General features: G+C 74.9%; 24 protein-coding genes. 9 read left to right on the top strand and 15 right to left on the bottom strand.

The annotated features are described in order from the left end of the window. Positions 1-29: 29 nt before the first annotated feature. The 6 genes from AC07GB_RS34115 to AC07GB_RS34090 form a co-directional block, all read right to left on the bottom strand. Entirely contained in the window at positions 30-1229 is a 1200-nt protein-coding gene (locus AC07GB_RS34115) for a class I SAM-dependent methyltransferase (RefSeq protein ID WP_478852382.1), read from the bottom strand. A gap of 10 nt (positions 1230-1239) precedes the next feature. Further along, complete coding sequence (locus AC07GB_RS34110; RefSeq protein ID WP_478852380.1) at positions 1240-2526, bottom strand: cytochrome P450 family protein; 1287 nt, start codon at positions 2524-2526, stop codon at positions 1240-1242. A gap of 158 nt (positions 2527-2684) precedes the next feature. Continuing rightward, positions 2685-4340 (bottom strand): ABC transporter ATP-binding protein, encoded by a 1656-nt coding sequence (locus AC07GB_RS34105; protein ID WP_478852378.1) that lies wholly within the window; start codon positions 4338-4340, stop codon positions 2685-2687. After that, complete coding sequence (locus AC07GB_RS34100; protein WP_478852376.1) at positions 4337-5158, bottom strand: ABC transporter permease; 822 nt, start codon at positions 5156-5158, stop codon at positions 4337-4339. Before AC07GB_RS34100 ends, AC07GB_RS34105 begins: the two co-directional genes overlap by 4 nt. Beyond that, entirely contained in the window at positions 5155-6120 is a 966-nt protein-coding gene (locus AC07GB_RS34095) for an ABC transporter permease (protein ID WP_478852374.1), read from the bottom strand. The genes AC07GB_RS34100 and AC07GB_RS34095 overlap by 4 nt, the downstream gene beginning before the upstream one ends. After that, positions 6120-7661: an ABC transporter substrate-binding protein gene (locus AC07GB_RS34090; protein WP_478852372.1), complete on the bottom strand. Its 1542-nt coding sequence runs from the start codon at positions 7659-7661 to the stop codon at positions 6120-6122. Before AC07GB_RS34090 ends, AC07GB_RS34095 begins: the two co-directional genes overlap by 1 nt. 195 nt (positions 7662-7856) lie before the next feature. Here AC07GB_RS34090 and AC07GB_RS34085 point away from each other — a divergent pair, with 195 nt between their 5' ends. After that, positions 7857-8417 (top strand): DUF1697 domain-containing protein, encoded by a 561-nt coding sequence (locus AC07GB_RS34085; protein ID WP_478852370.1) that lies wholly within the window; start codon positions 7857-7859, stop codon positions 8415-8417. 39 nt (positions 8418-8456) lie between these two features. On the opposite strand, the gene AC07GB_RS34080 is transcribed toward AC07GB_RS34085, so the two are convergent. From AC07GB_RS34080 to AC07GB_RS34070, 3 genes are all read right to left on the bottom strand, one after another. After that, positions 8457-9380 (bottom strand): RNA polymerase sigma-70 factor, encoded by a 924-nt coding sequence (locus tag AC07GB_RS34080; protein WP_478852368.1) that lies wholly within the window; start codon positions 9378-9380, stop codon positions 8457-8459. Between the two features lie 63 nt (positions 9381-9443). Continuing rightward, positions 9444-9920: a carboxymuconolactone decarboxylase family protein gene (locus AC07GB_RS34075; protein WP_478852366.1), complete on the bottom strand. Its 477-nt coding sequence runs from the start codon at positions 9918-9920 to the stop codon at positions 9444-9446. A gap of 110 nt (positions 9921-10030) precedes the next feature. Then, a complete protein-coding gene (locus AC07GB_RS34070) occupies positions 10031-10954 on the bottom strand; it encodes an LLM class F420-dependent oxidoreductase (RefSeq protein ID WP_478852364.1) in 924 nt (307 codons plus the stop codon). A 266-nt stretch (positions 10955-11220) separates the two neighbouring features. Here AC07GB_RS34070 and AC07GB_RS34065 point away from each other — a divergent pair, with 266 nt between their 5' ends. Continuing rightward, positions 11221-11439, top strand: a complete 219-nt coding sequence (locus AC07GB_RS34065) for a hypothetical protein (RefSeq protein WP_478852362.1) — start codon at positions 11221-11223, stop codon at positions 11437-11439. Between the two features lie 97 nt (positions 11440-11536). Here the strand turns inward: AC07GB_RS34065 and AC07GB_RS34060 are convergent, their stop codons facing one another. The 4 genes from AC07GB_RS34060 to AC07GB_RS34045 form a co-directional block, all read right to left on the bottom strand. Continuing rightward, complete coding sequence (locus tag AC07GB_RS34060; RefSeq protein ID WP_478852360.1) at positions 11537-12037, bottom strand: DUF6099 family protein; 501 nt, start codon at positions 12035-12037, stop codon at positions 11537-11539. A gap of 1299 nt (positions 12038-13336) precedes the next feature. After that, positions 13337-13660, bottom strand: coding sequence for a nucleotide pyrophosphohydrolase (locus AC07GB_RS34055; RefSeq protein ID WP_478852358.1), 324 nt, complete (start codon positions 13658-13660; stop codon positions 13337-13339). A 13-nt stretch (positions 13661-13673) separates the two neighbouring features. Then, positions 13674-14891, bottom strand: coding sequence for an AAA family ATPase (locus tag AC07GB_RS34050; RefSeq protein WP_478852356.1), 1218 nt, complete (start codon positions 14889-14891; stop codon positions 13674-13676). A 145-nt stretch (positions 14892-15036) separates the two neighbouring features. Further along, positions 15037-15417 (bottom strand): cell division protein SepF, encoded by a 381-nt coding sequence (locus tag AC07GB_RS34045; RefSeq protein WP_030682464.1) that lies wholly within the window; start codon positions 15415-15417, stop codon positions 15037-15039. Between the two features lie 190 nt (positions 15418-15607). On the opposite strand from AC07GB_RS34045, the gene AC07GB_RS34040 reads away from it, so the two are divergent. From AC07GB_RS34040 to AC07GB_RS34015, 6 genes are all read left to right on the top strand, one after another. Next, positions 15608-15829 (top strand): hypothetical protein, encoded by a 222-nt coding sequence (locus AC07GB_RS34040; protein WP_478852354.1) that lies wholly within the window; start codon positions 15608-15610, stop codon positions 15827-15829. Further along, positions 15829-18108 (top strand): heavy metal translocating P-type ATPase, encoded by a 2280-nt coding sequence (locus tag AC07GB_RS34035; RefSeq protein WP_478852352.1) that lies wholly within the window; start codon positions 15829-15831, stop codon positions 18106-18108. Before AC07GB_RS34040 ends, AC07GB_RS34035 begins: the two co-directional genes overlap by 1 nt. Then, positions 18105-18599, top strand: a complete 495-nt coding sequence (locus AC07GB_RS34030; protein ID WP_478852350.1) for a copper chaperone PCu(A)C — start codon at positions 18105-18107, stop codon at positions 18597-18599. Before AC07GB_RS34035 ends, AC07GB_RS34030 begins: the two co-directional genes overlap by 4 nt. A gap of 115 nt (positions 18600-18714) precedes the next feature. Then, on the top strand, positions 18715-19380 hold the full coding sequence (locus AC07GB_RS34025) for an ATP-binding cassette domain-containing protein (protein ID WP_478852348.1): 666 nt from the start codon (positions 18715-18717) through the stop codon (positions 19378-19380). Beyond that, positions 19377-20282 (top strand): metal ABC transporter permease, encoded by a 906-nt coding sequence (locus AC07GB_RS34020; protein ID WP_478852346.1) that lies wholly within the window; start codon positions 19377-19379, stop codon positions 20280-20282. The genes AC07GB_RS34025 and AC07GB_RS34020 overlap by 4 nt, the downstream gene beginning before the upstream one ends. After that, entirely contained in the window at positions 20201-21040 is an 840-nt protein-coding gene (locus AC07GB_RS34015) for a metal ABC transporter solute-binding protein, Zn/Mn family (RefSeq protein ID WP_478852344.1), read from the top strand. Before AC07GB_RS34020 ends, AC07GB_RS34015 begins: the two co-directional genes overlap by 82 nt. Before the next feature lie 53 nt (positions 21041-21093). Here the strand turns inward: AC07GB_RS34015 and AC07GB_RS34010 are convergent, their stop codons facing one another. After that, on the bottom strand, positions 21094-22749 hold the full coding sequence (locus AC07GB_RS34010) for a class I adenylate-forming enzyme family protein (protein WP_478852342.1): 1656 nt from the start codon (positions 22747-22749) through the stop codon (positions 21094-21096). Between the two features lie 169 nt (positions 22750-22918). Continuing rightward, positions 22919-24748, bottom strand: coding sequence for a CoA transferase (locus tag AC07GB_RS34005; RefSeq protein ID WP_478852340.1), 1830 nt, complete (start codon positions 24746-24748; stop codon positions 22919-22921). 227 nt (positions 24749-24975) lie between these two features. Here AC07GB_RS34005 and AC07GB_RS34000 point away from each other — a divergent pair. Next, on the top strand, positions 24976-25816 hold an 841-nt coding region (locus AC07GB_RS34000; protein ID WP_478852426.1), incomplete at its 3' end, for an acyl-CoA dehydrogenase family protein.

Genomic DNA, 25816 nt, shown 5'->3' with positions numbered 1-25816 from the left:
TCTGCTCCTTGGTGGGGCGTGGGGACGGGCTACAGGGTGGGGACGTTGACGAGCGGACGGCCCGCGACCGCGGTGGGGGCGAACGCCGGGCCGGTCGCCGTCCCGGGGGCGAGCACGGCGTCGTACGCGGCCGACTCCGCCGTGGCCGGGACGCCGTAGCAGGACAGACCGCGGGCCGCGGCGGCCGCGGCCAGGTCGGCGGGGGCGAGGCCGGGCCGGCCCGCCTCCCGCGCGCCCGCCAGCAGGGCGGTCAGGTCGAGCGGCTGCTCCGGGTCGGCCGCCCGCAGCTCGGCGAGCGCGGCGACGGGCGCCGCGAGGCCGGGGTGGCGGATGCCGGTGATCCGCACCGGAAGCCCGCCGTCCACGGCCTCGTCGAGGAGCCGGTCGGTGTCCCGGGAATCCCAGGGGATCTGGGGCATGTCCCGCACGGGGACCAGCGAGGGGTCCGCCGGGCGCAGCCGGACGTCGTAGCGGAACAGGTTCATCTCGGTGTCGTGGCGGCCGGGCTTGAGCCGCAGGTCGGCGACCAGGCCGTACTCGGCGGCGAGCGCGGGGAACAGCGCCGGGTCGATGACCAGTTCCCGCTCGCGGTCGGCCATCGCCGCCAGCTGTCCCCGCAGTTCGCCGGCGCGCTGCTCGCCAGGCGACCGGACGGCCAGGATCGAAAGGCGCAGGGCGTCGCGCAGCGGCAGGCTGTGCACGTCGCCGAGGAACACCGTGCCGCCGGGGGCGCGGCACCGCACCGCGTTGGCCAGCGCGCGGCGCAGATAGGCCTCGGTCGGGAAGTGGTGGATCACCGAGTTGAGGACCACGGCGTCGAAGCCGGCGGGCAGTTCCGGATCGTCGGCCTGGGCGACCCTGAACCCGGCTCCCGGGTGGTGTCCGTAGTCCCTGGCCATCCGGTCCACGGCGGTGCCGGAGATGTCGGTGCCCAGGTAGCGGCCGACGTGCGGGAGCAGGCCCTGGGCCACCAGGCCGGTACCGGCGCCCAGCTCCAGGACGCTGTCGGGCCGCAGGTCGAGGATCGCGTCGACGGTGCCGGCCAGCCACTCGGCGGTCTCGGCCTCGGTGTAGTTCTCACCGGTGACGCTGGAGCGCCAGCCGGAGAAGTCGGCGCCGCTGCTGCCCGCGGCGCTTTCGTAGACGGCGTCGTAGATCTCGGTCCACTGGCCGACGATCCGCGCCTCGTCGGCGGCACCGGCCGCGACGGGCTTGTGGGCGATGGACATGGCGCTCCTCCTAGGATTTTGCGGATCGCGCGCGCAGGCGGACCGGGAGGCGCTCAAGGCCGCGCATGATCCGGGTCGGCCGCCAGCGCAGCTCGTCGGGGCGGCAGTCGAGGGACAGGCCGGGGAAGCGCTCGATCAGCGCCCCGATCGCCACCTCCCCCTCCAGCCGGGCGAGCGGGGCGCCCACGCAGTGGTGGATGCCGTGCCCGAAGCCGAGGTGGTGCGAGGTGTCGGCGCGGGTGACGTCGAGACGGTCGGCGCCGGGGTACTTGTCCTCGTCGCGGGCCGCGGCGGCGAGGGAGACCGTGACGATGCTCCCCTCGGGGACGACCGTGCCGGCGATCTCGACGTCCTCCAGCGCGACGCGTGTGGTGGAGAGCTGCACCGGCGGGTCGAAGCGGAGGAACTCGTCGACGGCGTTCGGGAGCAGCTCCGGCTTGCCGGCGAGCAGGGCCAGTTGGTCCGGGCGGTCCATCAGGGCGAGCGCGGCGTTGTTGATCAGGTTGACCGTGGGTTCCTGGCCGGCGCTCATCAGCAGCATCACGGTCGAGACGAGTTCGGTCTCGCTGAGCTGGTCGCCGTCGTCGGTGGCGCTGATCAGGCCGCTGAGGACGTCCGGCTGCCCGGCGCCGTCCCGGGCCCCGGCGCGCTTGGCCGCGATCAGGTCGGTGAAGAACGCCTTCATCGCGGCGTAGCCCTCGGCCTTGGTCATCGCGCCCGGCGCGGCCCCTCCCGGGGCGGTCAGGATCGCGGTGGCCCAGGTGCGGAAGCTCTCCCGGTCGAGGTCGGGGATGCCGAGGATCTCGCACATCACCGTGGTGGCCAGCGGGTGGGAGTACGCCTCGATCAGGTCGACGGTGTCGTACGGCTCCATGCGGTCGAGCAGTTCGGCGGCCACCTCGTGGACGCGCGGGCGCATCGTCTCCACCCGCCGCATGGTGAACGCCTTGCCGATGAGGCGCCGCAGCCGGGTGTGGTCCGGCGGGTCGGTGTTCGCCACGTGGTAGAGGTAGTCGGCGCGCTCGCCGGGCTCGCCCGACACGTAGCCGGCGTCGCGCAGCTGCTCCCAGGCCCGGGCGGGGTCCTTGGAGAAGCGCGGGTCGGCGAGGACGTCGCGACCGTCCGGGTAGCTGAGGACGAGCCAGCGGTACAGGCCGTTGGGCTCGCGCACGAGCTGGACGACGCCGCCTTCCTGGCGCATCGTCCGGTACAGGGCGTAGGGGTCGGGCTCGGTCCCGGTGGACAGGATCCGGACGGGTCGGCCGTCCGGTCCGACGTCCGGGCGCTGCTCATCCATGGAGCACTCCTAGGGTCTCTGACTGGCTGTTTCATCGTCCCGGCGGCTCCCGGGCCGGTCTGGCGAGGATTGAGCACCGCCGCGACGTGAGGCGGCCGGGGCGGGGGCGCGGGAGGCTCGGGCGGGCCGTGCCTCGGTGGCGGCCGGCCCGGCCCGGTTCAGCGGGAGTTGCTGAGTGCGGTACGGCCGGTGGCGGCCGTGGCGGCGATCAGCGAGCGGGTCCACGCGTGCTCGGGGGCCGTGAGCACGCGCTCGGTCGGGCCCTGCTCGCAGACCACGCCCTCGTGCAGGGCCAGCACCCGGTCGGCGGTCCTGGCCAGGACGCCCAGGTCGTGGGTGATCACGATCACCGCGAGGCCCAGCTCCCGGCGCAGCCGGGTGATCAGTTCCAGGACGGTCGCCTGCACCCGCGGGTCGAGGCTGGACGTCATCTCGTCGCAGATCAGCATGTCGGGCTCGGCCGCGAGCGCGCGGGCGATGGTGACGCGCTGGCACTGGCCGCCGGAGAGCTGCGAGGGGCGGCGGCCCGCCGTCCCGGGCGGGAGTCCGACCAGCGCCAGCAGGCGCTCGGCCTCTGCCTCGGCCGCCGGGCGGTCCAGGCCGCGCAGCCGTTGCAGCGGCCGGACGACGGCGGCGCCGACCGTGCGGCGCGGGTTGAGCGAGCCCACCGAGTGCTGCGGGATCACCTGGATCCGGCGGCGCTGCTCGACGGTGCGGTCCTGGACGCGTGCCGCCAGCGGCTGTCCGTCGAGGGCGACCGTGCCCGCGTCGGGGCGATGGGTGCCGCTGACACAGCGTGCGAGCGTGGTCTTCCCGCTGCCCGACACCCCGAGCAGGGCCAGACACTCACCGCGTTCGACGGTGAACGAGACGCCGTCGACCACCGTGCGGCTCTTGCGGCCCTGGCGGTGGCCGGCCCGCAGGTCCTCGACCCGCAGCAGCGGTCCGGCCGGCACGGTGGCGTCGGCGGGCGTACGTGGGGCCGGGACGGCCCGGCGGGCCGGCGGGGGCGGCTTCGGCCCGCCGGAGCCGCCGGGCGCGGACGTCCGGAGGCGGCCGATGTCGGCGAGGGTGGGTACGGCCCGGATCAACTCCCTTGTGTAGGGGGCCGACGGGCGCTCCATCACCTCGGCGAGCGGCCCGTCCTCGACGACCCGCCCGTCGCGCACCACCACGAGGCGGTCCGCGACCAGGGCCGCGCTCGGCAGGTCGTGCGTCACCATCAGCAGGGCCGAACCGCGCCGGGCCACGAGGTGGTCGAGCTGCGCGAGGACGAGGTTGCGCGCGAGGGCGTCCAGGCCGGTGGTCGGCTCGTCGACGACGAGCAGCGCCGGGTCCCCCGCGGAGATCCGCGCCAGGGCGAGGCGTTGCTGCTGGCCGCCGGAGAGCTGGTGCGGGTAGCGCCGCAGCAGCGCCGGGTCGTCGGGCAGGCCCACGTCGGTGAGCCGCCGCAGCAGGGCCTGGTCGGACCGTTCGGCCGCGAGTTCGGCGAGCTGGCCGCGCACGCGCAGGGTCGGGGTCAGCGCGGAGGCCGGGTCCTGCGGCAGATAGGCCACGGACCGGCGGCGGTAGGCCCGCAGCGGCCCGGCGGTGAGGCCGAGGACGTCGGTGCCGTCGACCAGGACGCGGCCGCCGGCCACGGCGAGGCCGGGCCGCACCTCGCCCAGCAGGGCCATCGCGAGGGTGGTCTTGCCGGAGCCGGACTCGCCCACCACGGCCACCCGTTCGCCGGGGCCGATCTCCAGGCAGAGGCGGTCGAGCACCGGACGGTCCGCGCCGTCCGTGATCTGGAGGTCCTCCACTCGGATGATCATCGGTCGAGCCTCGCCGCGAGCCGGTCCATGCCGAGGTTGGCCGCCACGGCGAGGACGCCGAGGCAGACCGCGGGGGCCACCACGGCCCACGGGGTGAGGGTGATGCCCTCGATGTTCTCGCTGACCATGGCACCCCAGTTGGGTTCGTCCGCGCCGAAGCCGAGGAAGCCCGCGGCGGAGGTGAGGGAGACCGCGACGGCGAGGCGGGTACCGGCATCCGCCAGGATGGGCCGCACGATGTTGGGCAGGATCTCGCGGAAGAGCACGGCGGGCACCGACTCGCCCAGGCAGACCGCCTGTTCGACGTAGCCCTGGCCCATCACCTGGAGGGTGGCGGAGCGGGCGATCCGCGAGACGAAGGAGACCCCGGTCACCAGAATGATCATGATCAGGACGAGCGGGGAGTAGCCCCAGCCGTGCAGGAGCACCAGCATGGCCAGGGTGGGCGGCAGGGCGAGCATGGCTCCGTCGAAGCGCGAGACCACCGCGTCGACGAAGCCGCCGCGGTAGCCCGCCAGCATGCCGATGGCGGTGCCGAGCACGGTGGTGAGCAGGACCGCGAGCACCGGCACCACCACCAGCGAGCGGCCGCCGGAGAGCAGCCTGACCCAGACGTCACGGCCGGCGTAGTCGGTGCCGAAGGTGAGGCCGTCGCCGCGCGGGTGATACGGCGCGTCGACGATGTGGCCCGGGTCGGTGTCCACGAACCAGGGCCCGGCCACCGCGAGGACCAGGACGGTGACCGCCGGCAGCACCAGCACGAGGCGGGCGAGCCGGCGGGCCGACCGGCCCGCCCACTGCCGCAGTTCTGCGCTCATGCGAGCCTCGTCCTCGCTTTCGGGTCGGCCAGCAGACCGATCAGGTCGGCCACGACGAAGGAGATCAGGATGATCAGTGCGAGCAGCAGCCCGACGCCCTCCAGGACGGCGAGGTCGTGGTTCTTCACCGCGGAGAGCAGGATCTGGGAGAGCCCGGGGTAGTCGAAGACCACCTCGATCACGGTGGTGCCGCCGAACAGGCTGCTGATCAGCCAGCCGAAGACCTGGGCGTTGGCCGGCACGATCGTCGGCAGCACGTGCCGCCACACCACCTGATGCTCCGGCAGGCCCGCCATCCGGGCGGCTCGCGCGTTCGGCGCGTTGTCGGCGTCGACGACGGTGGCCCGCACGATCCGTCCCGCCCAGGCGCCGCCGAACAGCACGATCGTGGTCACGGGCAGCACCAGGATCTCCGGCCGGTCCAGCGGCGAGCCGCCGAGAGGTGGATGCGAGACCGCGGGCAGCAGACCCGTCGCGCTGGAGAACAGCAGCACCAGCAGGCTGGCGAGGACGAAGCCGGGCACCGCGACGACGGCCAGGCTCACCCCCGTGAGGACCCGGTCGAGGCGGGTGCCGGGCCGCAGCCCGGTGGCGAGACCGATGGCGAGGGCGAGGGCCATGGTGGCCGTACCGGCGATGAGCACGAGCAGGGTGGTGGCCCACAGCGGCTCGGCGATGATCTCGGTCACCGGTCGCCGGGCGGTCAGGCTGGTCCCGAGGTCACCGCTCAGGGCCGCCGTGGCCCAGTCCGCGTACCGCACGAGCAGGGGCCGGTCCAGCCCCCACTCGTGCTGGAGTGCCGCGAGGTCCTGCTCGGTGCCGTTGCCGCCGAGCCAGCTGCTCGCGGCGTCCCCGGGCAGGACCGAGGCCCCGGCGAAAAGCGCCAGTGACACGACGAGCAGCGTCAACGCGGTCGACACGAGCCTGCGCGCCACCGCCGCGAGGAGCCGGGGCACGGGCATCAGCGCTTGGTCGCCTTCGCCTGGTCGAACAGCTGGATGGACTGGCTGAGGCGGACGCCCTCGACTCCGGGCCGGGTGGCGTCGAGCTGCTCCTGGAAGCCCCAGATCAGGTCGCCGCCGTTGTCGTAGAAGTCCTGCTCGATGGCGTCGAACGCCTTCGCCCGCGCGTCGCTGCCCACGATCTTCTGCGCGGCGGCGAGACGGCCCCAGTGCTTGGGGCCCGCGCCGGTCACGTTGAACACGGCCATCTTGTTGGTGACCGCCGCCAGGTGCAGGGCCGCCGGGCGGTTGACGTAGTAGAAGACCTGGAAGGGGTGCTTGGACAGGCCCTTGAGGTCGGCGTAGTAGCTGTCCGCCGGCACTTCCTTGACCGTGAGCTTCACGCCGGCCTCCTGAAGCTGCTGGGCGAACAGCTTCGCGGCCGGCAGCATGCCGGGCACCACGTCGGAGGCGCGCAGGGTCAGCTTGCTGACCTTGGCCTCGCGGAACAGCTTGCGGGCCTGGGCGAGGTCGCGCTCGCGCTCGCCCAGGTCGGCGTTGTAACCGGGCAGGTCCTTGCCGACGACGTCCTCGCCCGGGGCGCCGTAGCCCATCAGCGCCTGCTTCACCAGGGCCTGCCGGTCGGCGGCCAGGCGCACGGCCTTGCGCACCTTCGGGTTGTCGAACGGCGCGAGGTTCTGGTTCATCGCGAAGGACAGCGCGTTGGAGTTGGCGACGCCACCACGCTGGATCTTGATGTCGGAGTTGCCCTTGGCCGTCTGCGCCCCGGCCGCGCTGATGCCGACCGCGTAGTCCACCTGACCGTCCTTGAGCGCGGCGAGGCGGGCGGCCGGGCTGGCGATGCGGTCGATCTCCAGCGCCGGGATGGCGGGCTTGCCTCCCCAGTACTTGTCGTTGGCCACCAGGCGGACGATCCGCTTGTCGCTCTTCTCGAACTTGTACGGCCCCGAGCCGACCGGCTTGGAGAAGTCGGTCGCCCCCTTCGGGAAGACCACGGAGAACACCGCGAGCACCGACTCCTTGAAGTCCGCCCGGGCCCGCTTCAGCGGGATCTCCAGCGTCCGGCCGTCGACGACCTTGAGCTTCGAGGTGTCGACGTCCGCGTAGACCGAGGCACGGTTGCTCGGCGGCGCCGCCAGCGTCTTCACGCTGTAGGCGACGTCGGCGGCCCGGACCGGCTTGCCGTCGTGGAACCGCACACCCTTGCGGAGCTTGACGGTCCACACCGTCGCGTCGTCGTTCGGCTCGACCGACTCGGCCAGCTTCAGCTGGTACTTCTTGCCCTCCAGCGTCATCAGCGAGTCGAACACGTGCTGGGCGACGATGGAGCTGGCGCCGGCGCTCACCGACCGCGGGTCGAGCCCGGTGGTGTTGGTGGCGTCGGCGGCCGCGATCCGCAGCACGTCCACCGGCGCCTTGTCGCCCGCGTCCGACGCCGGGTCGGTGGAGGAACAGGCGGAGAGGCCGACCACGGCGGCGGCGATCGCGACTAGCGCGCGGGTGGGGGGCGTGCCGCGGTACGCCTTGCCAACGACGGTCATAGTTGTCGAAACCCTTCGGTCCGCGCCGATGACACACCGGCCGCATAAACGAGACCGTTGGACTCTCTCCTCTGCCGGCCCGGAGGTCTGCGCAAAAATGCGCGTCCGCCCGGCGGGCTGCCGTGCCACCGTCAAGTCACCGGCCGGACACCACCGTTCGTTGTCCGCTCCGGCCGCCGGTGCGACACTGACCCGATGATCACGACCTACATCGCGCTGCTCCGGTCCATCAACGTCGGCGGCCGGACGGTGACCATGGAGCGGCTCCGCGGTCTGTTCGGCGAGCTGGGTCTGGCCGACGTCCGCTCCTACATCCAGAGCGGCAACGTCTTCTTCACGGCCGACGAGCAGCCCTTCGGCAGCCCGGGTCGCGCCGCGCTCACCCACCGGATCGAGGAGCATCTGGAGCGGTCGCTGGGCTACCCGGTGCCGGTGATGCTGCGCACCCTAGAGGAGGTCGAGGCCACCCTTGCCGCCGAGCCGTTCAAGAACGTCGAGGTCACGCCGGACATACGTCTGACGCTCAACTTCCTCTCCGAGCCGCTGCCTGCCGACTTCCCGATCCCCTACACCTCACCGAAGGGCGACTACGAGGTGATCGGCGCCGACCCCGGCACCGCCTATGTGGTGATCCACCTGCAGAACGGCAAGTGGAAGCCCACCGGCAACCTCTTCGGCAAGTCCTACCGGGGCTCGGCCACCTCCCGCTTCCTCCACACCACCGCCAAGATCGTCGCCGCGGCCCGGAAGGCTTGATCACCCGGAAGAGGGGCGGGACCCCGCCCCTGGCCGGGGTCAGCTCCGCTGCCTGCGGACCCGCTTCACCTCGCGGTCGACGGCCCAGGCGTCGGCGACCGGGCCGATGTGACCGAGCTTGTCGGGGTTGACCACCGAGCGGATGGTCTGGATCCGCCCGTCGAGCACGTCAAGCGCCAGGGTGTGCAGGACCTTGCCGTCCCGGTCGCGGACGACGGCTCCGGGCTGGCCGTTGATCTCGTGCGGCTCGCACGTCACGTCGATCCTGATCAGCCAGGGGAAGACCGTGCCCAGCAGCCGGGCCACGTTCTCCGCGCCCACGACGGCCCGGGCGAGCTGCGGGGCCTTGCCGCCGCCGTCCCCGACGAGCTGTACGTCGGCCGCGAGCAGGTTCCGCAGACCGCCCACGTCACCGTCCTTCAGCGCGTCGAAGAACCGATTCGCCAGCTCCTGCCGCTCCGCGCGGTCCGCCTCGAACCGCGGCCGTCCGGCCTCCATGTGCTTGCGGGCCCGTACGAGCAGTTGCCGGCACGCGGCCTCGGAGCGCCCCACCGCCGAGGCGACCTCGTCGAACCCGAAGCCGAACACCTCCCGCAGCAGGAAGACCGCCCGCTCCAGCGGGCTGAGCCGCTCCAGGAGCAGCAGCGCCGCCATCGACACCGAGTCGGCCAGCTCCACCGCCCGCGCCGGGTCCTGATACGGGTCGTTCAGGAGCGGCTCGGGGAACCACGGGCCCACGTACTCCTCGCGCCGCACCCGCGCGGAGCGCAGCACGTCGATCGCGATCCGGGTCACCGTGGTGGACAGGAACGCCTTGGCCGAGACGGGCTGAGTCGGCGAGGCGTCGAAGCGGAGCCACGCCTCCTGCACCGCGTCCTCCGCCTCGCTCACGCTGCCCAGGATCCGGTAGGCGATCGAGAACAGCAGCGACCGCAACTCCTCGAATTCCTCGACCTTGCTCACGCCGACTTCCCTCCCCCGGCCCGGGGCCCGCCGTCGGGCCCCGGGCATGGTGCTCAGTGGTGCTCAGTGCTGGAACTGCCCGGGCTCGTAGTCACCCGCGGGCTGCTGGGCGATGATATTCAGCCGGTTGGCCATGTTCATGAAAGAGACGTGCAGCGCGAGGACGGTGAGCTGCTCCTCGTCGTAGTGCTCGGCGGCGCGCGCCCACACCGCCTCGCCGACCCCGCCGCCGCCGTCCGCGACCCGGGTGGCCTCCTCGGCGAACTCCAGGGCGGCCCGCTCGGCCTCGGTGAAGACCGTGGCCTCGCGCCACGCCGCGACCAGGTGCAGGCGCACCGCGGTCTCGCCGGCCGCCGCGGCCTCCTTGGTGTGCATGTCGAGGCAGGCGGCGCAGCCGTTGATCTGGCTCACGCGCAGCGCCACCAGCTCCTGCGTCACGGCGGGCAGCGGCGACTCCTTGAGCGTCTTGCCCGCCGACATCACGTACTTGAGGGCCTTCCCGGCGGTCGGGCTGGCGAAGTAGTTCAGTCGCGCGTCCATGGTGTGCTCCTTGGTGGTGGTCCGTGCCTACACCCCCTGAGACGAGGTGGCCCGACCCCCTGTGACATGGACGGATGTGACCTGGATCTCCCGGCCGCCGAGCGCCGCGGCTACGACAGCTGCGACTGGACCTGCGAGGAGATCAGCTCCAGGTGGTCGAGGTCGGCCAGGTCCAGGCACTGGAGGTAGATCCGGCTCGCGCCGATGTCCGCGTACCGGCCGATCTTGTCGACGACCTCGGCCGGGGAGCCCGCGAGGCCGTTGGCCTTCAGCTCGTCGACCTCGCGGCCGATGGCGGCGGCGCGGCGCGCGACCTCCGCGTCGTCCTTGCCGACGCAGGCCACCAGGGCGCTGGAGTACACCAGGTCGCCGCCCTTGCGCCCGGCCCGCTCGGCGGCCTCGCGCACGCGCGTGAACTGGCGCTCGCTGTCCTGCACGGAGGCGAAGGGGATGTTGAACTCGTCGGCGTGGCGCGCGGCCAGGCGCGGGGTGCGGACGGCGCCGTGGCCGCCGACGAGGACGGGCACCTTGGCCTGCGCGGGCTTGGGCAGCGCGGGCGAGTCCTTGAGCTGGTAGTACGTGCCGTCGTACGAGAACTTCTGGCCGACGGGGGTGTCCCACAGGCCCGTCACGATCGCCAGCTGCTCCTCCAGGCGGGCGAACTTCTCCTTGGGGAACGGGATGCCGTACGCCGTGTGCTCCTCCTCGAACCAGCCCGCGCCCAGGCCCAGTTCGACCCGGCCCCCCGACATCTGGTCGACCTGGGCGACCTGCACGGCGAGCACGCCGGGCAGCCGGAAGGTGCCCGCGGTCATCAGCGTGCCGAGCCGGATGCGCCGGGTCTCACGGGCGAGTCCCGCGAGGGTGATCCAGGCGTCGGTGGGCCCCGGCAGGCCGTCGGCCGAGCCCATGCTCAGATAGTGGTCGGAGCGGAAGAAGGCGTCGAAGCCCAGGTCCTCGGTGGCCTTGGCGACGGTGAGGAGGGTGTCATAGGTGGCCCCTTGCTGGGGCTCCGTGAAGATGCGCAGATCCATGCCCCCATCCTGCACGCTCGAACGCCCGTCAACCTCGTCTGTCCCGTCGGCCTCCACCGGCACCGGTCGGGTGAAAATCCGTCAACCCCGCGGCCGGGGCGGGGCCGTGCCAGTGACTGGGCCGAGCCGGAGATCGTTGGCTCGGGCGGAGCCGGGCCGCCCGGCACCCGCGCCGGCGGCCACCGTCGGCGCGTCCGCCGCATGAACTGCCTCGTCGGGCCCGGGACGCTCCCGCCCCGCGCGGGGCGCGGGCCGAGGAGGCCGTGATGTCCCAGGAAGCCGTGCCCGAGCAGGCGCGCGACCACGTCGTGCCCGAGCAGCAACGCGCCCTGCCCCCGGCCGGGCCGCAGGGCGCGCCCAAGGGCCTGCTGCAACAGATGGAAGAGTTGATGGCAGCGCTCAACGCGGATCTGACGCAACTGGACGCCGACCTTCAGCAGTCCACCCGGCCGCCCACGACGGAGGGTGACCAGCACCGCGCCTGACCTCGCGGCCCCAGCCCCCCTGCGGGGCACCCCCAAGGACCGGCGGTCCGCACCTCCAGCGCTCTGTGTGCGGGCCGTCCGGCCGGGCCGGAGGGCGTCAGCCCTCCAGGACCGTGCCACTGCACTTCTCACAGTCGCTCTCGCCCGCCAGGGCCCGCGCGCGGGCCGCCAGCTTGCGGAGCATCTCCACCACGCGGTCCCTGGACTCGTCGGCCGCGTCGATCGACTCCATGCACTGCCAGTACAAGCCCTCGTCCTCGGCGCCCATCGCCACCGAGACGAGCGCGATCCCGGCCTCGGCGAGCAGCGCGCCGAGGCCGAGCAGGGTGTCGTGGGCGTCGCCTATCCCGGTCAGGCCCGCCGCCCGTATCTCCTCCGCCTGCGAGCGGGGCGGGTCCAGGAGGCCGCAGCCCCGGCCGCTCAGCTCGCTCAGACCCAGCGCCTCGCCCCGTAACTCCGGCGGACCGGCGACCGCGAGGCGATGCCCTATCGCCTGGGCCAGGGCCTGGGACTGCCACACCTCCGCCACGATGGCCGCCGGCTCCTGACTCCGCGCCAAGGCGCATCTCGTCGCCTCGATGAGCCGCATCGCATCCATGCGCCGTCCCCATTCATCCCGCGCCCACTCGCGGCACGTCCACCTGAACTCCCTTGTTCACTACCCACAGTGAGCGCCTTCGGTTCGAAAAGCCAGAGGAAGCCTGAAATCTGTGGACAAAAATCTGAGTGTGGACAATGCATCCACTCCGGAGAGTGACGAAGAGGTGTCTTTGGCACGCTTTCCGACTGTCCAACAGGTGGTGACAGCGGCTGACTTACGGGGTTACTGGGCCCTGCGGCCCCCGGCCCGCACCCGTCGGGGCGTGCGCGGGGCGCCCCTGGAGGGGCGCACCGAGGGACCGGCGCGGAGACGCGCCGGGCGCACACCACCGGCCCCGCCGCGCCGGGCCCACGCCCCGCGCCACGGTGCCGGGCTCACGGCGCCGGCCACACGGCCCCGCCCCACGGTGCCGGGCTCACGGCGCCGGCCACACGGCCCCGCCCCGCGGTGCCGGGCCCCCGCGCCGCAGCCACAGCGCCAGGCTCACCGCGCCGGGCCTGCCGCACCGGGCCTACCGCACCGGGCCCACGGCGCCGAGCCCAGCGGCGCCGGGCCCAACGGCACCGGGCTCAACGGCGCTGGGCGCACCGCACCGGACCCACGACACCGCGCCTACAGCGCCCGGCTCACGACGCCAAGCTCACCGCACTGGGTCCACGACACCGGCCCCGCGGCACCAGGGCCACCACGCCGGGCCCACACCCGCGCCACAGCGCCAGGCTCACCGCACAGGGCTCACGGCAGCGGGCCCACGGCGCCGGGCGCACCACACCGGGTCCACAAACGCCGCGCCCACGGCACCAGGCTCACCAGCCGGGCCCACGCCCGCGCCACGGGGCCGGGCTCGCCGGGCCGGGCCCACCGCGTCGAACTCACCGCACCGAGTCCACGGCGCCGGGTCCACGACACCAAGCCCACCGCACCGCACCCACGGCACCGGGCGCACCACCCCGGACCACGACGCCGCGCCCACAGCGCCAGGCTCACCACCAGCACCGGGCCCACGGTGCCGGGTCCACGGCACCAGGCTCACCACGCCGGGCTCACCGCACCGAGTCCACAGCGCCAGGCTCACGACACCAAGCCCACCGCACCGAACTCACCACACCGGACCTACCGCATCGAGCCACCGCACCGGGCCCAACGGCGCGCCGGGCGCACCGCACCGGATCCACAACCCGAGCCCACGGCACCAGACTCACCACGCCGGGCCCACGGCCCCGCGCCACGGAGCCGGGCCCACCGAGCCGGGCCCACGACGTCAGGCCCAGCGGCGCCGCAACCGGAGCCCCCGGCTCACGGTGCTGGGAACCGTTCCTCGTTTCGTTCGATCTTCGCCGCGAGTGCCTTGAGCGGGTCGACGCCGAGTACCGCGCAGAACTGGAGGAGGTAGGCGAGCACGTCCGCGACCTCGTCGGTGACGCGGTGGGCGGATGTGGCGTCCTCCATGACGCGGGCCGACTCCTCCGGCGTCAGCCACTGGAAGATCTCCACCAGTTCGGAGGCCTCCACGCTGAGCGCCGCGGCCAGGTTCTTGGGCGTGTGGTAGGGCTCCCAGCGCCGCGCGGCGGCGAACTCGGCCAGTCTGCGCTGGAGTCCCGCGATGTCTTGATCGGTCACGGGCCCCAGTCAACTACATCCCTTGACAACCCGTCCGCCCCAGGTTCACCACGGTGACGCCGTCGGCCGCCGCGGCCCAGGTGGCGTCGGCGACGGCGCCGATCAGGCGGATGTGCCCGCGCCCGCACGCACGGGCCGCGAGGTCCGCGAGGGCGCGCTTCTGCCGCTGGTCCAGGCAGCGGTCGAAGCCGTCGGCGAGGACGGTCAGGCTCTGGTACGCCTCCGGGACCTCCGCCACCGGGTCGACCTCGAGGACCCGGGGCCCGGTGAGCAGCACGAGGGCGAGCGCCAGATAGCGCAGTTCGCCGTCGCCGAGGCGGCCCACGCACGTCCGTACCCCGTCCCCCCGGTCGAGCACGGCCCGCAGCGCGCCGTCCCCCGCCCGCTCGGACAGGACGTCGGCGACCGGGCCCGCGCACCCGGCGCGCAGCGCGGCGACGAGCTGGGCGTGGCGGTTGCCGCACTCGGCGCGGGTGCGCCACAGGACTTCGGCGAGGTTCTCGCAGCTTCCGAGCAGGCGGCCCGCGCCCGCTGACCCCGGTGCGCCCACTGCCCCCAGTGCCCCCACCGCCACGGGCTCGCGCATCCGGGCGGGGCGCGGGTCGCAGGCGAACACCGACCGCAGCGCGACGACGACCTGCTCGGCGGCGGCGAGCACGAGCCGCTGCCCGTCGGTCTTGCCCGCGACGCGCAGCGGAAGCAGGGCCGTGCCGAGCCGGTCGTCGGGCAGCGGCGCGCGGGTGACCGGCGCGGCACCGGCCGTGTGCCAGGAGGCCTGGACGGCGCGGCGGCCGGGGTCGCGCAGGGCGGTCTCCAGGAGGGTGAGCCCGTCGCGGGTCAGGCGCTCGCCCGCGATGCGCAGCTCCGGCTCGGCCTGCACGGCGACGTCGAGGCGGACGGGGCCCGCGGGCCCGTCGACGGTGCAGCCGATGCGGAAGCCGCGCCGGGCCTGGCCGTCGGCGCGGGCCCGCTCGGGCACGCAGCGGGCGGGCTGCGGGAAGACGTCGACGAGTTCGGCGCCCGCGCCGAGCAGCGCGAGCGCCTCGTACGCGCGCAGTGCACTGCTCTTGCCGCTGCCGCTCGGCCCCGAGAAGAGCGTGAGCGGGCCGAGCGGGAACGCGGCGGCCCGGTGCCCGGCGAAGGCGGAGAGCCGCAGTTCGGTGACGCGCGGCTTGTCCCGGGCCAGGGCCGCTGGATCCTGCGCGAACGTCCGGCGGGAGTGCACAGTCATGCACCGGAAGCTAGGCCGAAGTGGATCAGGCGAACCGTTTTGCCCGGCCTACCTTCGCCCGATCGGGCGATCACCACCCAACGTGCCGTGTGAGCTGGGCGGTTGGGCTACGGAGCGCCCGCGCGGACCCTGCCCGGCAGCCCCGTCAGACGGTGGCCGCCTCCACCAGGCCCTGCACCTCGGTGTCGGGCGGCGAGAGCAGGAAGACGTTCTTCTCCACCCGGTGCATGCCGCAGCCGAGGCCGAAGACGACGCCGCTGCTGAAGTCGAGGACCCGCTTGGCGGTCTCGGTCTCGGCGCCGCTGAGGTCGAGGAGCACGGGGATCTGCGCCATCAGGTTCTCGGCGACCTCGCGGGCGTCGGAGAAGACGTTGACGCGCGTGACGACGAAGCGCCGCCGGGTCTCGGTCTCGGCGTCGGGCAGCGAGCGGTGCCCCGGCCACGACGGCCACTCGTTGCGGCCACGCAGCGGCACGACCTGCGCGAGCCCCTCCCACTGTTCGTCGGTGGCTTCGTTGCTGGTCACAGAGCAACCCCGTCCTGGCTCGTCCTCAACGTCTGTACCAGGCAATTCTTACGCCACTTCACCCGGTTGGCCCAATTGCGACACGAGGACGCCCGCGCCGCGGGAACTTCTCCGTGCCCGTGCCCGACCACCTGCCCGGCGCCGGGTGTCCCCTGCCCGCGCCACCGCCTCAGCCACCACGGGAGCGCCGATGCCCAGTCAGTCCGGACCGTCCGGGTCCTCCTCACCGCGCGCCTGGCGGCCGCCGCCCGCCCTGCTCGCGTTCCTCGCGCTGCTCGCCGTCGTCTTCGTCGTCGCGTACCAAGCCGGGGACTCCGTGGGGCCGGTGGCGCCGGGCATGCGGTCCTCGACGTCCGACGGGGACGGCGGCTCCGGGGGCGGGCACGGCGGCGGGCACGGGGGGCACGGCTGATGGGCGCCGCCGGTACGGCCCCGGCGCCCGATGTGACGAGCACCGACCTGGTCGTGGGCGGCATGACCTGCGCCGCGTGCGTGAACCGCGTGGAGAAGCGGCTCGGCAGGCTCGACGGGGTCAGCGCGAGCGTCAACCTCGCCACCGGGCGGGCCCATGTGACGCACCCGGTGGGCACCACCGCGGACGAGCTGGTCGCGGCCGTCGTACGGGCGGGGTACACGGCGGAGGTGCCCGCGCCGCGTGCGCCCGAGCGGGCGGGGGGCGGGGCCGCCGAGGACGGGGGTGCGCGGGGCGAGCGTGACAGGCTGCTGGTCACCGCGCTGCTCTCGCTGCCGGTGCTCGTCCTGTCGATGGTGCCCGCCTGGCAGTTCCGCAACTGGCAGTGGCTGTGCTTCGTGCTCGCCGCGCCGGTGGCGGTGTGGGGCGCCTGGCCCTTCCACCGGCGGGCCCTGCGGGGCCTGCGGCACGGGGCCGCCACCATGGACACCCTGGTGTCCCTCGGCGTCGCCGCGTCCTTCTCCTGGTCGGCGTACGCGCTGTTCCTCGGCGGGGCGGGCGAGCCGGGCATGCGGATGCCCTTCGCGTTCCTGCCGTCCGCCGGGGGCGGGGCCGCGCACCTGTATCTGGAGGCCGCGGTCGGGGTGCCGCTCTCGGTGCTCGCCGGGCGGTTCCTGGAGGCGCGGGCCCGCCACGGCACGGGCGCGGCGGTGCGCTCGCTCGCCGAACTCGCCGCCAAGGACGTGGCGGTACGCGGCCCGGACGGCACCGAGCGGCGCGTGCCGGTCGCGCTGCTGCGGGTCGGCCAGGAGTTCACCGTGCGGCCCGGCGAGCGCGTCGCCACCGACGGCGTGGTGGTGTCGGGCGCGTCCGCGCTCGACGTGTCGCTCGTCACCGGCGAGAGCGAGCCGGTGGAGGCCGGTGCCGGGCAGGCCGTCGTCGGCGGCTCGGTCAACGCGGGCGGGCTGCTCGTCGTACGGGCCACGGCGGTCGGTGCCGACACCCAACTGGCGCGGATCACACGCATGGTGACGGAGGCTCAGACCGGCAAGGCCCGCGCCCAGCGCCTCGCGGACACCGCGGCGGGCGTGTTCGTGCCCGTGGTCCTGACGGTCGCGGTCACCGTGCTCGGCTTCTGGCTGGGCGCCGGGGCGGACCCGCAGGCCGCCGTCACCGCGGCCGTGGCGGCGCTCGTCGTGGCCTGTCCCTGCGCGCTCGGCCTCGCCACGCCCACCGCGCTGCTCGCCGCCACCGGGCGCGGGGCGCAGCTCGGTGTCCTGGTCAGCGGTCCGCGGGCCCTGGAGACGCTGCGGCACGTCGACACCGTGGTCCTGGACAAGACCGGCACGCTCACCACCGGGCACATGACCGTCGCGCGGGTCACCGCCACGGCCGCCGGCCTCGGCGAGCGGGCCGTGGTGCGGCTCGCCGGGGCCGTGGAGCAGGGCTCGGAGCATCCGCTGGGCCGCGCCCTGGTGACGTACGCCCAACAGCAGGTGGAGGGCGGCCCGTTGCCGCCGGTCGACGGCTTCCTGGCGACACCCGGCACGGGGGTCCGCGGGGTGGTGGAGGGCCACCGCGTGGAGGTGCGCGTGCCCGGCGACGGGCTGCCCGATGAGCTGGCCGCCGCGCTCGCCGACGCGGAGGAGGCGGCCCGCACCGCCGTCCTCGTCCGGGTGGACGGCGTCGACGAGGCCGTCGTCGCCGTCGGCGACGTGCTGCGGCCCGGCAGCTACCGCGCCGTGGACCGGCTGCGGCGCCTCGGCGTGGAGCCGGTGCTCGCCACCGGGGACCGGCCGGCGACCGCGTACGCCGTGGCCGCCGAACTCGGCATCACCGAGGTGCACGCGCGCTGCACGCCCGAGGAGAAGGCCGAACTCGTCACGCGCCTTCGCGCGCGGGGCCGCCGCGTCGCGGTGCTCGGCGACGGCGTGAACGACGCCGCCGCCCTCGCCCGCGCCGACCTGGGCATCGCCATGGGCTGCGGCACGGACGCGGCGATCGGCGCCGCCGACGTGACGCTCACGGGCGGCGACGTGGGCGCGGCCGCCGTGGCCGTCCGCCTCGCCCGGCGCACCCTGGCCACGATCCGCGCCAACCTCGTCTGGGCGTTCGGCTACAACGCGCTGGCCGTGCCGCTGGCCGCGGTGGGCCGCCTCGGCCCGATGACGGCGGCCGTCGCCATGTCCGCCAGCTCCCTGCTCGTGGTCGCCAACAGCCTGCGCCTGCGGACCTGGGAGCCGGTGCCGCGTGCGGCACGGGAGAGGAGCCCGCGATGAGCGCCCTGTACGCACGCCTGCGCGGTGGCCTGCTCGCCGCGCTCGCGCCGGTCGTCGCCGCCGCGCTGACCCTGGGCGGACTCACGGCCTGGGTCGCGGCGGGGGCCGCGGGCGGGCCCGCGCGGATCGCGGTGACGGACGGGCGGGTGTTCTTGACCTACGGAAGCGTCGCGGAGACCGCCGCGTTCTTCCGCGTCACCAACTCCGGCGACTCCGACGACGTCCTGGAGTCCGTGCGTTCGCCCGCCGCCGTCGACGTGATGCTCAGCCGGACCGTGGAGCGGCCGGGCCGCAACGTCGAGTCGATGCGGATGGTCCGGTCGGCGACCGTGCCCGCGGGCAGGCGGATCACCATGGAGCCCGACGGGCTCGACGTGATGCTGCGTCCGCGGCGGGCCCTGCGGCTCGGCGCCGAGGTGCCGTTCGTCCTGCGGTTCCGGCACAGCGGCGAGGTGCGGGTGACGGCCGTGGTGGTACGGCCCGGCAGCTGAGCGCGCCCCACGCGGCGACTCCTCACAGACGTACGGGAACTCCGCGAACCGCGCGTCCGACTACTGCCGCACACGGTGTGAGCCGATGCGGCGGAAGGAAGGCGCGTGAGGGCCGATGGGCGGGTTTGAGGTACAGCTGCGCGACGTGACCTGCGGGCACGGGCGCGTCGTCGCCGTGGACGGCGTCGACCTGGAGGTCGCGGCGGGCGAGCGCGTGGCCCTGACCGGGACGAACGGCTCCGGCAAGTCCACGCTCCTGCGGGCCGTGCTCGGGCTGCACCGGCAGACCCGCGGCACGGTCCTCGTGGGCGGGCGCGACACCCGCTCGGCCGCCGACCGGGCCTGGCGGCGGCGCGCCTGCGCGTGGGTGCCGCAGAAGCCCGCGACGGGCCGCTTCCCGCTGCTCGCGGGCGAGTTGCTGGACTCCGGCGGCGCCCCGGGCCCGGCGGCCGCCGCCGCGGACGGCCTCGGTATCGGCGGCCTTCGGCGCAAGCCGCTGCACACCCTGTCCGGCGGCCAGCTCCAGCGGACCTACCTGGCACGCGCGGTGGGCTGCGTCGCCGCGGGAGCCGGGGTGCTGCTCGCGGACGAGCCCACCGCGGCGCTGGACTTCGCGGGCCAGGAGGAGGCGGCCGAACTGCTCACCTCGCTGCCCGTGACGCTCCTGGTCGTCACGCACGACCGGACGCTCGCGGCGCGCTGCGACCGCGTCCTGGACATGGCGGCGGGCCGCCTACGCGAAGTCCCGCCGACCGCCGCCGTGAGGGGGCCGGCCGGATGACCCTCGCCACCGCCGACCTCGGCCTCATGCTCCAGCTCGTGCCCGTGCAGCGCGCCGGGTCCGCGCTGCTGCTGGCCGCCGTGGGGCTTCCGGTCGTCGGCGTCGTGATCGTCGGGCTCGACATCATGCCGGTGCGGTTCGCGATGATGCACGTCGCGCTGCTCGGCATCGCCGTGGGGCTGCTCACGGGGCTCGACCCGATGCTGTGCGCGCTGGTGGCCTGCGCGCTCGCGGGCGCGGGCGTGGCGCCCCTGGCCCGCACGCCGGACGGCCTGTCGGGCGCGATGGGGCTGCTGATGAGCATGGCCATCGCGGCCGCGCTCCTCGTCCTGTCGGTGGCCGGGGTCAACGCCTCCGGGGCGTTCGCGCTGCTCTGGGGGTCGATCCTGTCGGTCACCACGGCCGACATCACCGTGGTCGCGGTGCTCGCCGTCGCCGTACCTGCGCTGTTCTTCTGGCGGCGGCGCGACCTCGCGCTGCTGCTGTACGACCGTGAGCTGGCGCAGTGCTCCGGGGTCCGCGTGGGCGGGCTGACCGTGGTGCTGCTCGTCCTGGTCGCCGTCGCGGTGGCCGGGGCGATCAAGCTGACCGGCGCGCTGCTCGTCGACGCGCTGACGCTGCTTCCCGCGCTCGCCGCGCGCCGCCTCGGCAACCGGCTCACCACGATCGCGCTGTGGGCCGTGGCCATCGGCGTCGTCGTGAACACCACGGGCTTTCTGCTCGCCCTGTGGCTGGACTGGCCTCCCGGGCCCGTCCTCGTCCTGCTGGCGGGGGCCGTCGTCCTCGCCGTCCACCTCATCCCCGAACGGAGCATCACCTCATGGCGCGCACCGGCGTCCGTGTCCCCTGCATCCCCCGCGTCCCCCAGCACCTCGCCCGCGCCGCCGGGGCCGTTGCACTGAGCGCCGCGCTCGCCCTCACGGCCACCGCCTGCGCCGACGAGAACCAGCCGAAGAAGACCGACGCGGGCGAGGGCGACGGGCCCGTGGTCGTCGCCACCACCACGTGGGAGGGCGCCTTCGCCAAGGCGGCGGGCGCGAAGGACGTCACCGTCCTGGTGCCGCCGTCCACGCACCACGCGCCGGACTACGACCCCAAGCCCTCCGACCTCGCGGCCGTCGCCGAGGCCGATTTCGTGCTCTACGCGCCGTTCGAGCCGTACGCCGACAAGATCAAGGAAGCGGCGGGCTCGAAGGCCGAGCTGGTCCAGGTGAACCTCGACAACGACGCGGCCAAGGCCGCTCGCGAGGTGACCCGGCTCGGCGGCGTCTTCGGCACCGAGGTGTCCGCGAAGAAGTGGAAGACCTCCTTCGAGCGCCAGTACGCGAAGCTGTCCGCCGACCTCAAGTCCGCCTGGCCGGGCGGCAAGGCACCCACCGCGGTCAGCCAGGTGTTCACCACCTGGTCCGCGCGGATGGCGGGCGCCCGGACCGTGGGCACGTACGGCCCGGAGCCCGTGAAGGCCTCGCAGGTCGCCGAGCTTGCCGGGAAGAAGCCCGCGCTGGTGCTCGACAACGCGCACATGTCGACCGGCACGGTCCTGCCCGGCTCCGGCGCCGAGCAGCTGAAGATCGTCAACTACCCCGGGGACGATCTGGATCTGCTGCCGGTCTACCGGAACGCGGCGGCGCAGTTGAAGAAGGCCATGCGGGCGGAGTAGTCCACGCGTGGGGTCCCTCACGGTCCGGGCCGGACCGTGAGGGACCCCGCGCGTCAGACGGCCGCCACCGCCCGCTCCCGCAGGGCCGCCCGGTCCGGCTTGCCCGCGGGGGTCAGCGGCATCTCCCGTACGAGCAGCAGCCGTTCGGGGTGTTTGGTCCGGTCCAGGCCGCGCCCCGTGAGGTGCGCGCCGAGGGCGTCGAGGGTCAGGGGCACTGCGGCGGCGGGCCCTGCGGCGGGCACCACGCAGGCCGCGAGCCGCTCCCCCATCACCGGGTCGGGGACGCCGACGCACACCACGTCCCGGATCAGCGGATGGGCGCTCAGCTCGCGCTCCACCTCGGCCGGGCTGATGTTGGCGCCGCCGCGGATCACCACGTCCTTGAGGCGGCCGACGACGTGCAGCACCCCGGCGCCGTCGATCAGGCCCAGGTCGCCGGTGCGGACCCAGCCGTCGGGGGTGCGGTAGCGGGCGTCGAGGTCGGGGGCGCCGACGTAGCACAGCGGGGTCATCGGGCCGCGCGCCACGATCTCACCGACGGTGCCGTCCGGTACGGGCTCGCAGGTGGCGGGGTCGGCGACGCGGATGTCGGCGACGCGCGGGTCGGGCCGCCCCGCCACGACGCCGTGCTCCGGGGCGGGTGCGTCCGCGTACCCCTCCAGCCCCGTATGGCAGTTGACGCCGTCGGCGGAGCCGTAGAGGTTCACGACGGGACAGCCGAAGGCCTCGCGGGCCGCGGCCGCCGTGGTGGTGTCCAGCGGGGAGCCGCCGAGCACGAGCGCGGTGGGCGGCGGCAGCTTCCCGCCGTCGGCGGCAAGGCGTTCCAGGATCATCCGGGCCATCGTCGGTACGCCGAGGACGTGCGTGGGCTCGTGTTCCCGGATCGCGGCGATGGCGGCCTCGGGCGTGAAGTGGTCGAGCAGGACGAGGGTTCCGCCGTGCCGGGCGAGGGCGACGGCCGTGCCGTTGGAGCCGAAGGCCGAGGCGAGCGGTACCAGGAAGAGGCAGCGCGGCGGGGTCGCCGGGTCGGGCATGAGCGAGGCGAAGAAGTTGCCGCGGCCGCCCGCGAGGGCGTTGTGCGAGTACGCGACCATCTTCGGCTCGGCCTCGGAGCCGGAGGAGACCAGGATGCGGGCCGGGCCGTCGGGGTCGGGCCGCGCGGCCACGAACTCCTTCGGGTCGGCGCGGAGCAACTCCCGCAAGGGCAGCGTCCCTTCGGCCTGGGGGCCCCGGCCCGCCGCGACGACGTGGCGCAGCGCGGGCAGGGCGGCCCACGCGTCTGCGAGCGCCCGCGCCGGGTGCGCGCCCCGGTGCTCCGCCGCCGCGACCACCGCGACGGCCTCGGCGCGGCGCAGCAGGCTCGTGGCCTCCGCGGCGCCCCGGCCGACGGGGTAGGGCAGCGCGATCGCGCCGAGGGCGGCGAGGGCGAGGTCCGTCATGACCGCGTCGCGCCCGTTGGGCAGCTGCACGCCGACGACGTCACCCGGCCCTATGCCGAGCCCTCCGAGCCCGACGGCCAGACATCGGACCTTGCGGTCGAGGGCGGTGTAACAGAGCTTGCCCTTGCCGTCGACGACGGCCGCGCGATGCGGGTCCCCGACCTGCCGCGCCCGGAACAGGCTGTACAGGTCGAGGTCCGGGCAGGTCCCGTCCACCGCCCAGCTCCTGCGGAGGGCGGCGGGAAGGAGGTCCTTGAGGGCGAGGGGCACGGGGGCTCCTTGGAGTGGGGTGGCGGCGTATGGGTGGGCCGACGTAGGAATTCAGCCCGTCCGGCGTTCGAGGACGAGGCGCGGAGCGCCGAAAACGGGGGCCCAAGGGGGCGGAGCCCCCTTGTTCGGGAAGGGGCGGGCCAGGGACGCCCCGCGAGGGAACGGGCTGTCAGCCGAAGGCCCACGGGTCCGGCACCACGGGCGCCCCGTGCGCGTCCCGGCCGAGCGCCCCCGGCAGCAGCGCTCCCGGCTCGGAGGCGACCACGACGGACCGCAGCCCGTGCGAGGAGAGCAGCCGCACCGCGTCAACCGCGGCCAGACCACTGACGTCGTACGCGCGGACGGCGGCGGCGCACCCGTCCGCGGGCGCCACCCACCCGTCAGCCGTGGGCAGGGGCCGCCGGAACCCGGCGGGGCGGCGCGTGCCCCGCGCGAGGGCGGGCCCGACCAGCAGGTCGGCCGCCCCGAGCAGCGAGGAGTCGACCCGCACCCCCCGTCCCCCGGCCCGCTCCCGCAGCAGCAGCCCCGCGAGCACGGCCTCCGCGCCGAGCAGCCCGCCGAGGACGTCCAGGAGCGTCATCAGGGAGGGCGCGGGCGGTTCGTCGGCGGGCCGCACCGCCTCGCCGACGGCGGTACGCGCCTGGACCATGAAGTCCGTGCCCATGGGCGCGCCGTCGACCCGGCCCGCCCAGCCGCTCGTGTACGCGTACACGAGGCCGGGGTTGACGCGCGCCAGGTCCTCCGCGTCCAGGGCGAGCTGCGCCGCCTTGCCCGGCGCCCAGTTGTGCAGGAACACGTCCGCGTCGGCGACGAGGTCCCGCAGACGGCGGCGCCCGGAGGGGGACTTGATGTCGGCCTCCACGGCGTCCTTGCCGCGGTTGAGGGCGAGCCAGCGCGCGGAGACGCCGCCGCACGCGGGCGGCATGCCGCGCAGCGGGTCGCCGCCCGGCGGCTCGATCCGCACGACGTCGGCCCCGAGGAGGCGCAGCAGGTGCGCGGCCAGCGGGGCCTGGATGCGGCGCCCGGCCTCCAGGACGGTGATCCCGGCCAGAGGACGGTCGGCAGCAGGGATCTGACGACACGTCATGAGCCCGCCGGGACCGTACGGCGTGAGCGTCCACGGCGGCGCGTGGTCGTGCTCGGCGGCGCGCTCGGCGAGCGTGCGCAGCGCGCACACCTCGGCGCCGGACGCGGCGGCGGCCGACTGGATCCGCGGCCAGTCGGCGCCGCGCACGGTGGTGTGCAGGGCTTCGGGGAAGGGCGCGCAGGCGGTGGCGTACCGGAACTGGAAGGGGCGCCAGCCCGCGCGCAGCGCGTCGGCGGGCGCGCCCAGGGCTCGCCAGAACGCCGCCCAGGCGCCCGGGTCGAGGGTCTCCAGCTCGAAGACGACGCCGTCGGCGGAGGTGAACGGCGGCCCGCCGGGCGCGAGCGTCGCCGCCTCGCCCTCGTCGGCCCCGGCCGCCGCGGCGTACTGCGAGACGGCGAGCAGGCCCGCGCGCACCGCGCTCGTCGTCACCCGGCCCGCCGCCCCGCCGCGGGCCTGTGCGACGAGTCCGGCGAGCAGGCCCTGGACGGCGAGGACGCCCGCGGCGGTCGCGGTGTAGTCGACGCCGAGGCCGCGCGGGGCGCCGTCGCGGCGGCCGTGCACGGCCATGACGCCGGTGACGGCCTGGGCGGTGGCCTCGTCGTGCACGAGGCCGGGGCTGGGGCCGGGGCCGCCGGGAGCGGCGCCCGCGAGCGGGGCCACGGCGTCCCGCGCCGGGCCCATCGGGTCGTCCCACAGGACCTCGGCCTCCAGCGGCCCGAAGCCACCGCCGCGAAGCAGCGCGCGGCCGCCGCCTGCCGCCTCGCCGGACCGGGTCGTGTGCGCGCCGAGCAGCCGCAGGTGCGCCGCGACGACGCCGGTCAGCTCGGGCGGCCCCGCCACGTCGCAGCGCAACGCGTCCAGGGGCCGTGCCCCGGCCCCCGCGGTGAGGTCTAGTGACGCTGCCTGGGTCATGTCCGTCGTGTCTCCTCTTCCGGCCGCCGCGCCGGGGCCGCCGCGAAGGCGGGAACCCGGGGGCGTCGGCGCCCGACCAGTTCCATGGAGAGTCAGTCGGGCGCCCGGGCCCGCGGGTTCCCGGCGAACGGAAGGAAGCGGTGGCGTCAGTGACGGAGTTGCGGGAGCGGGACGGTACGGACGCGGGGCTCGGCGAGCGCGTCGGGGCGTTCGTAGGGGAGCACGTCATGCCCCGCGAGGCCGTCCTGGACGCGGGCGGGCCAGAGGCCCGCGAGGCGCTGGACGCGCTGCACGGCCGCGCCCGGGACGCGGGCCTCTGGGCGCTGCCCCTGCCCGCCGAACTGGGCGGCCAGGGGCTCGGCCTGAGCGCGTACGCGAGGTACGCGGAGGCGGAGGGCGCAAGCGACCACGGTCCCGCCGCGCTCGGGTCCGCGCCGCTGCTGGACGTACGGATGCTGCTGCGGCACGGCAGCGCACGCGTCCGCGCCGCGTACCTCCCCCGGATCGTCGCGGGCGAGCTGCGCGCCTGCTACGCCATGACCGAGCCGGAGAGCCCCGGCACCGACCCGTTCCTGACCGCGACCTCGGCGGTGCGGCGGGCCGACGGGGACTGGGTGGTGACCGGCCGCAAGTGGTTCACGTCCGGCGCGGCGGACGCCGACCTGGTGACCGTGCTCGCCCGCACCGACGGCGCGCCGGCGGATCGCCGGGGCCTGTCCCTGTTCGTCGTGCCGACGCGCTCGCCCGGCTTCCGCGTCGTCCGCGAGCTGCCCGTGCTCGGCGCGAGCGGCCAGTGGGAGATCGCCCTCGACGGCGTCCGCGTGCCCGGCGACCACCTCGTCGGCGAGCGCGGCGCGGGCCTCGCCGTCGCCGCCGAACGGCTCCAGCTCGGCCGTACGCTGCGGAGCCTGCGCTGGCTCGGGCAGGCGCAGCGGGCCTTCGACCTGCTGGCCGCGGGGGGGGGGGGGGGGGGGGGGGGGGGGGGGGGGGGGGGGGGGGAGGAAACACACCCCCCCCCCCCCCCCCCCTCGCTCCGTGCTCTTTGCTTGCCTTTCTCGTTTTGGTGGT

The sequence above is a fragment of the Streptomyces sp. NPDC045778 genome (genome assembly GCF_056431945.1).
The sequence above is the reverse complement of the archived record's forward strand: the minus strand, read 5'-3'. Positions and strand labels throughout refer to the sequence as shown.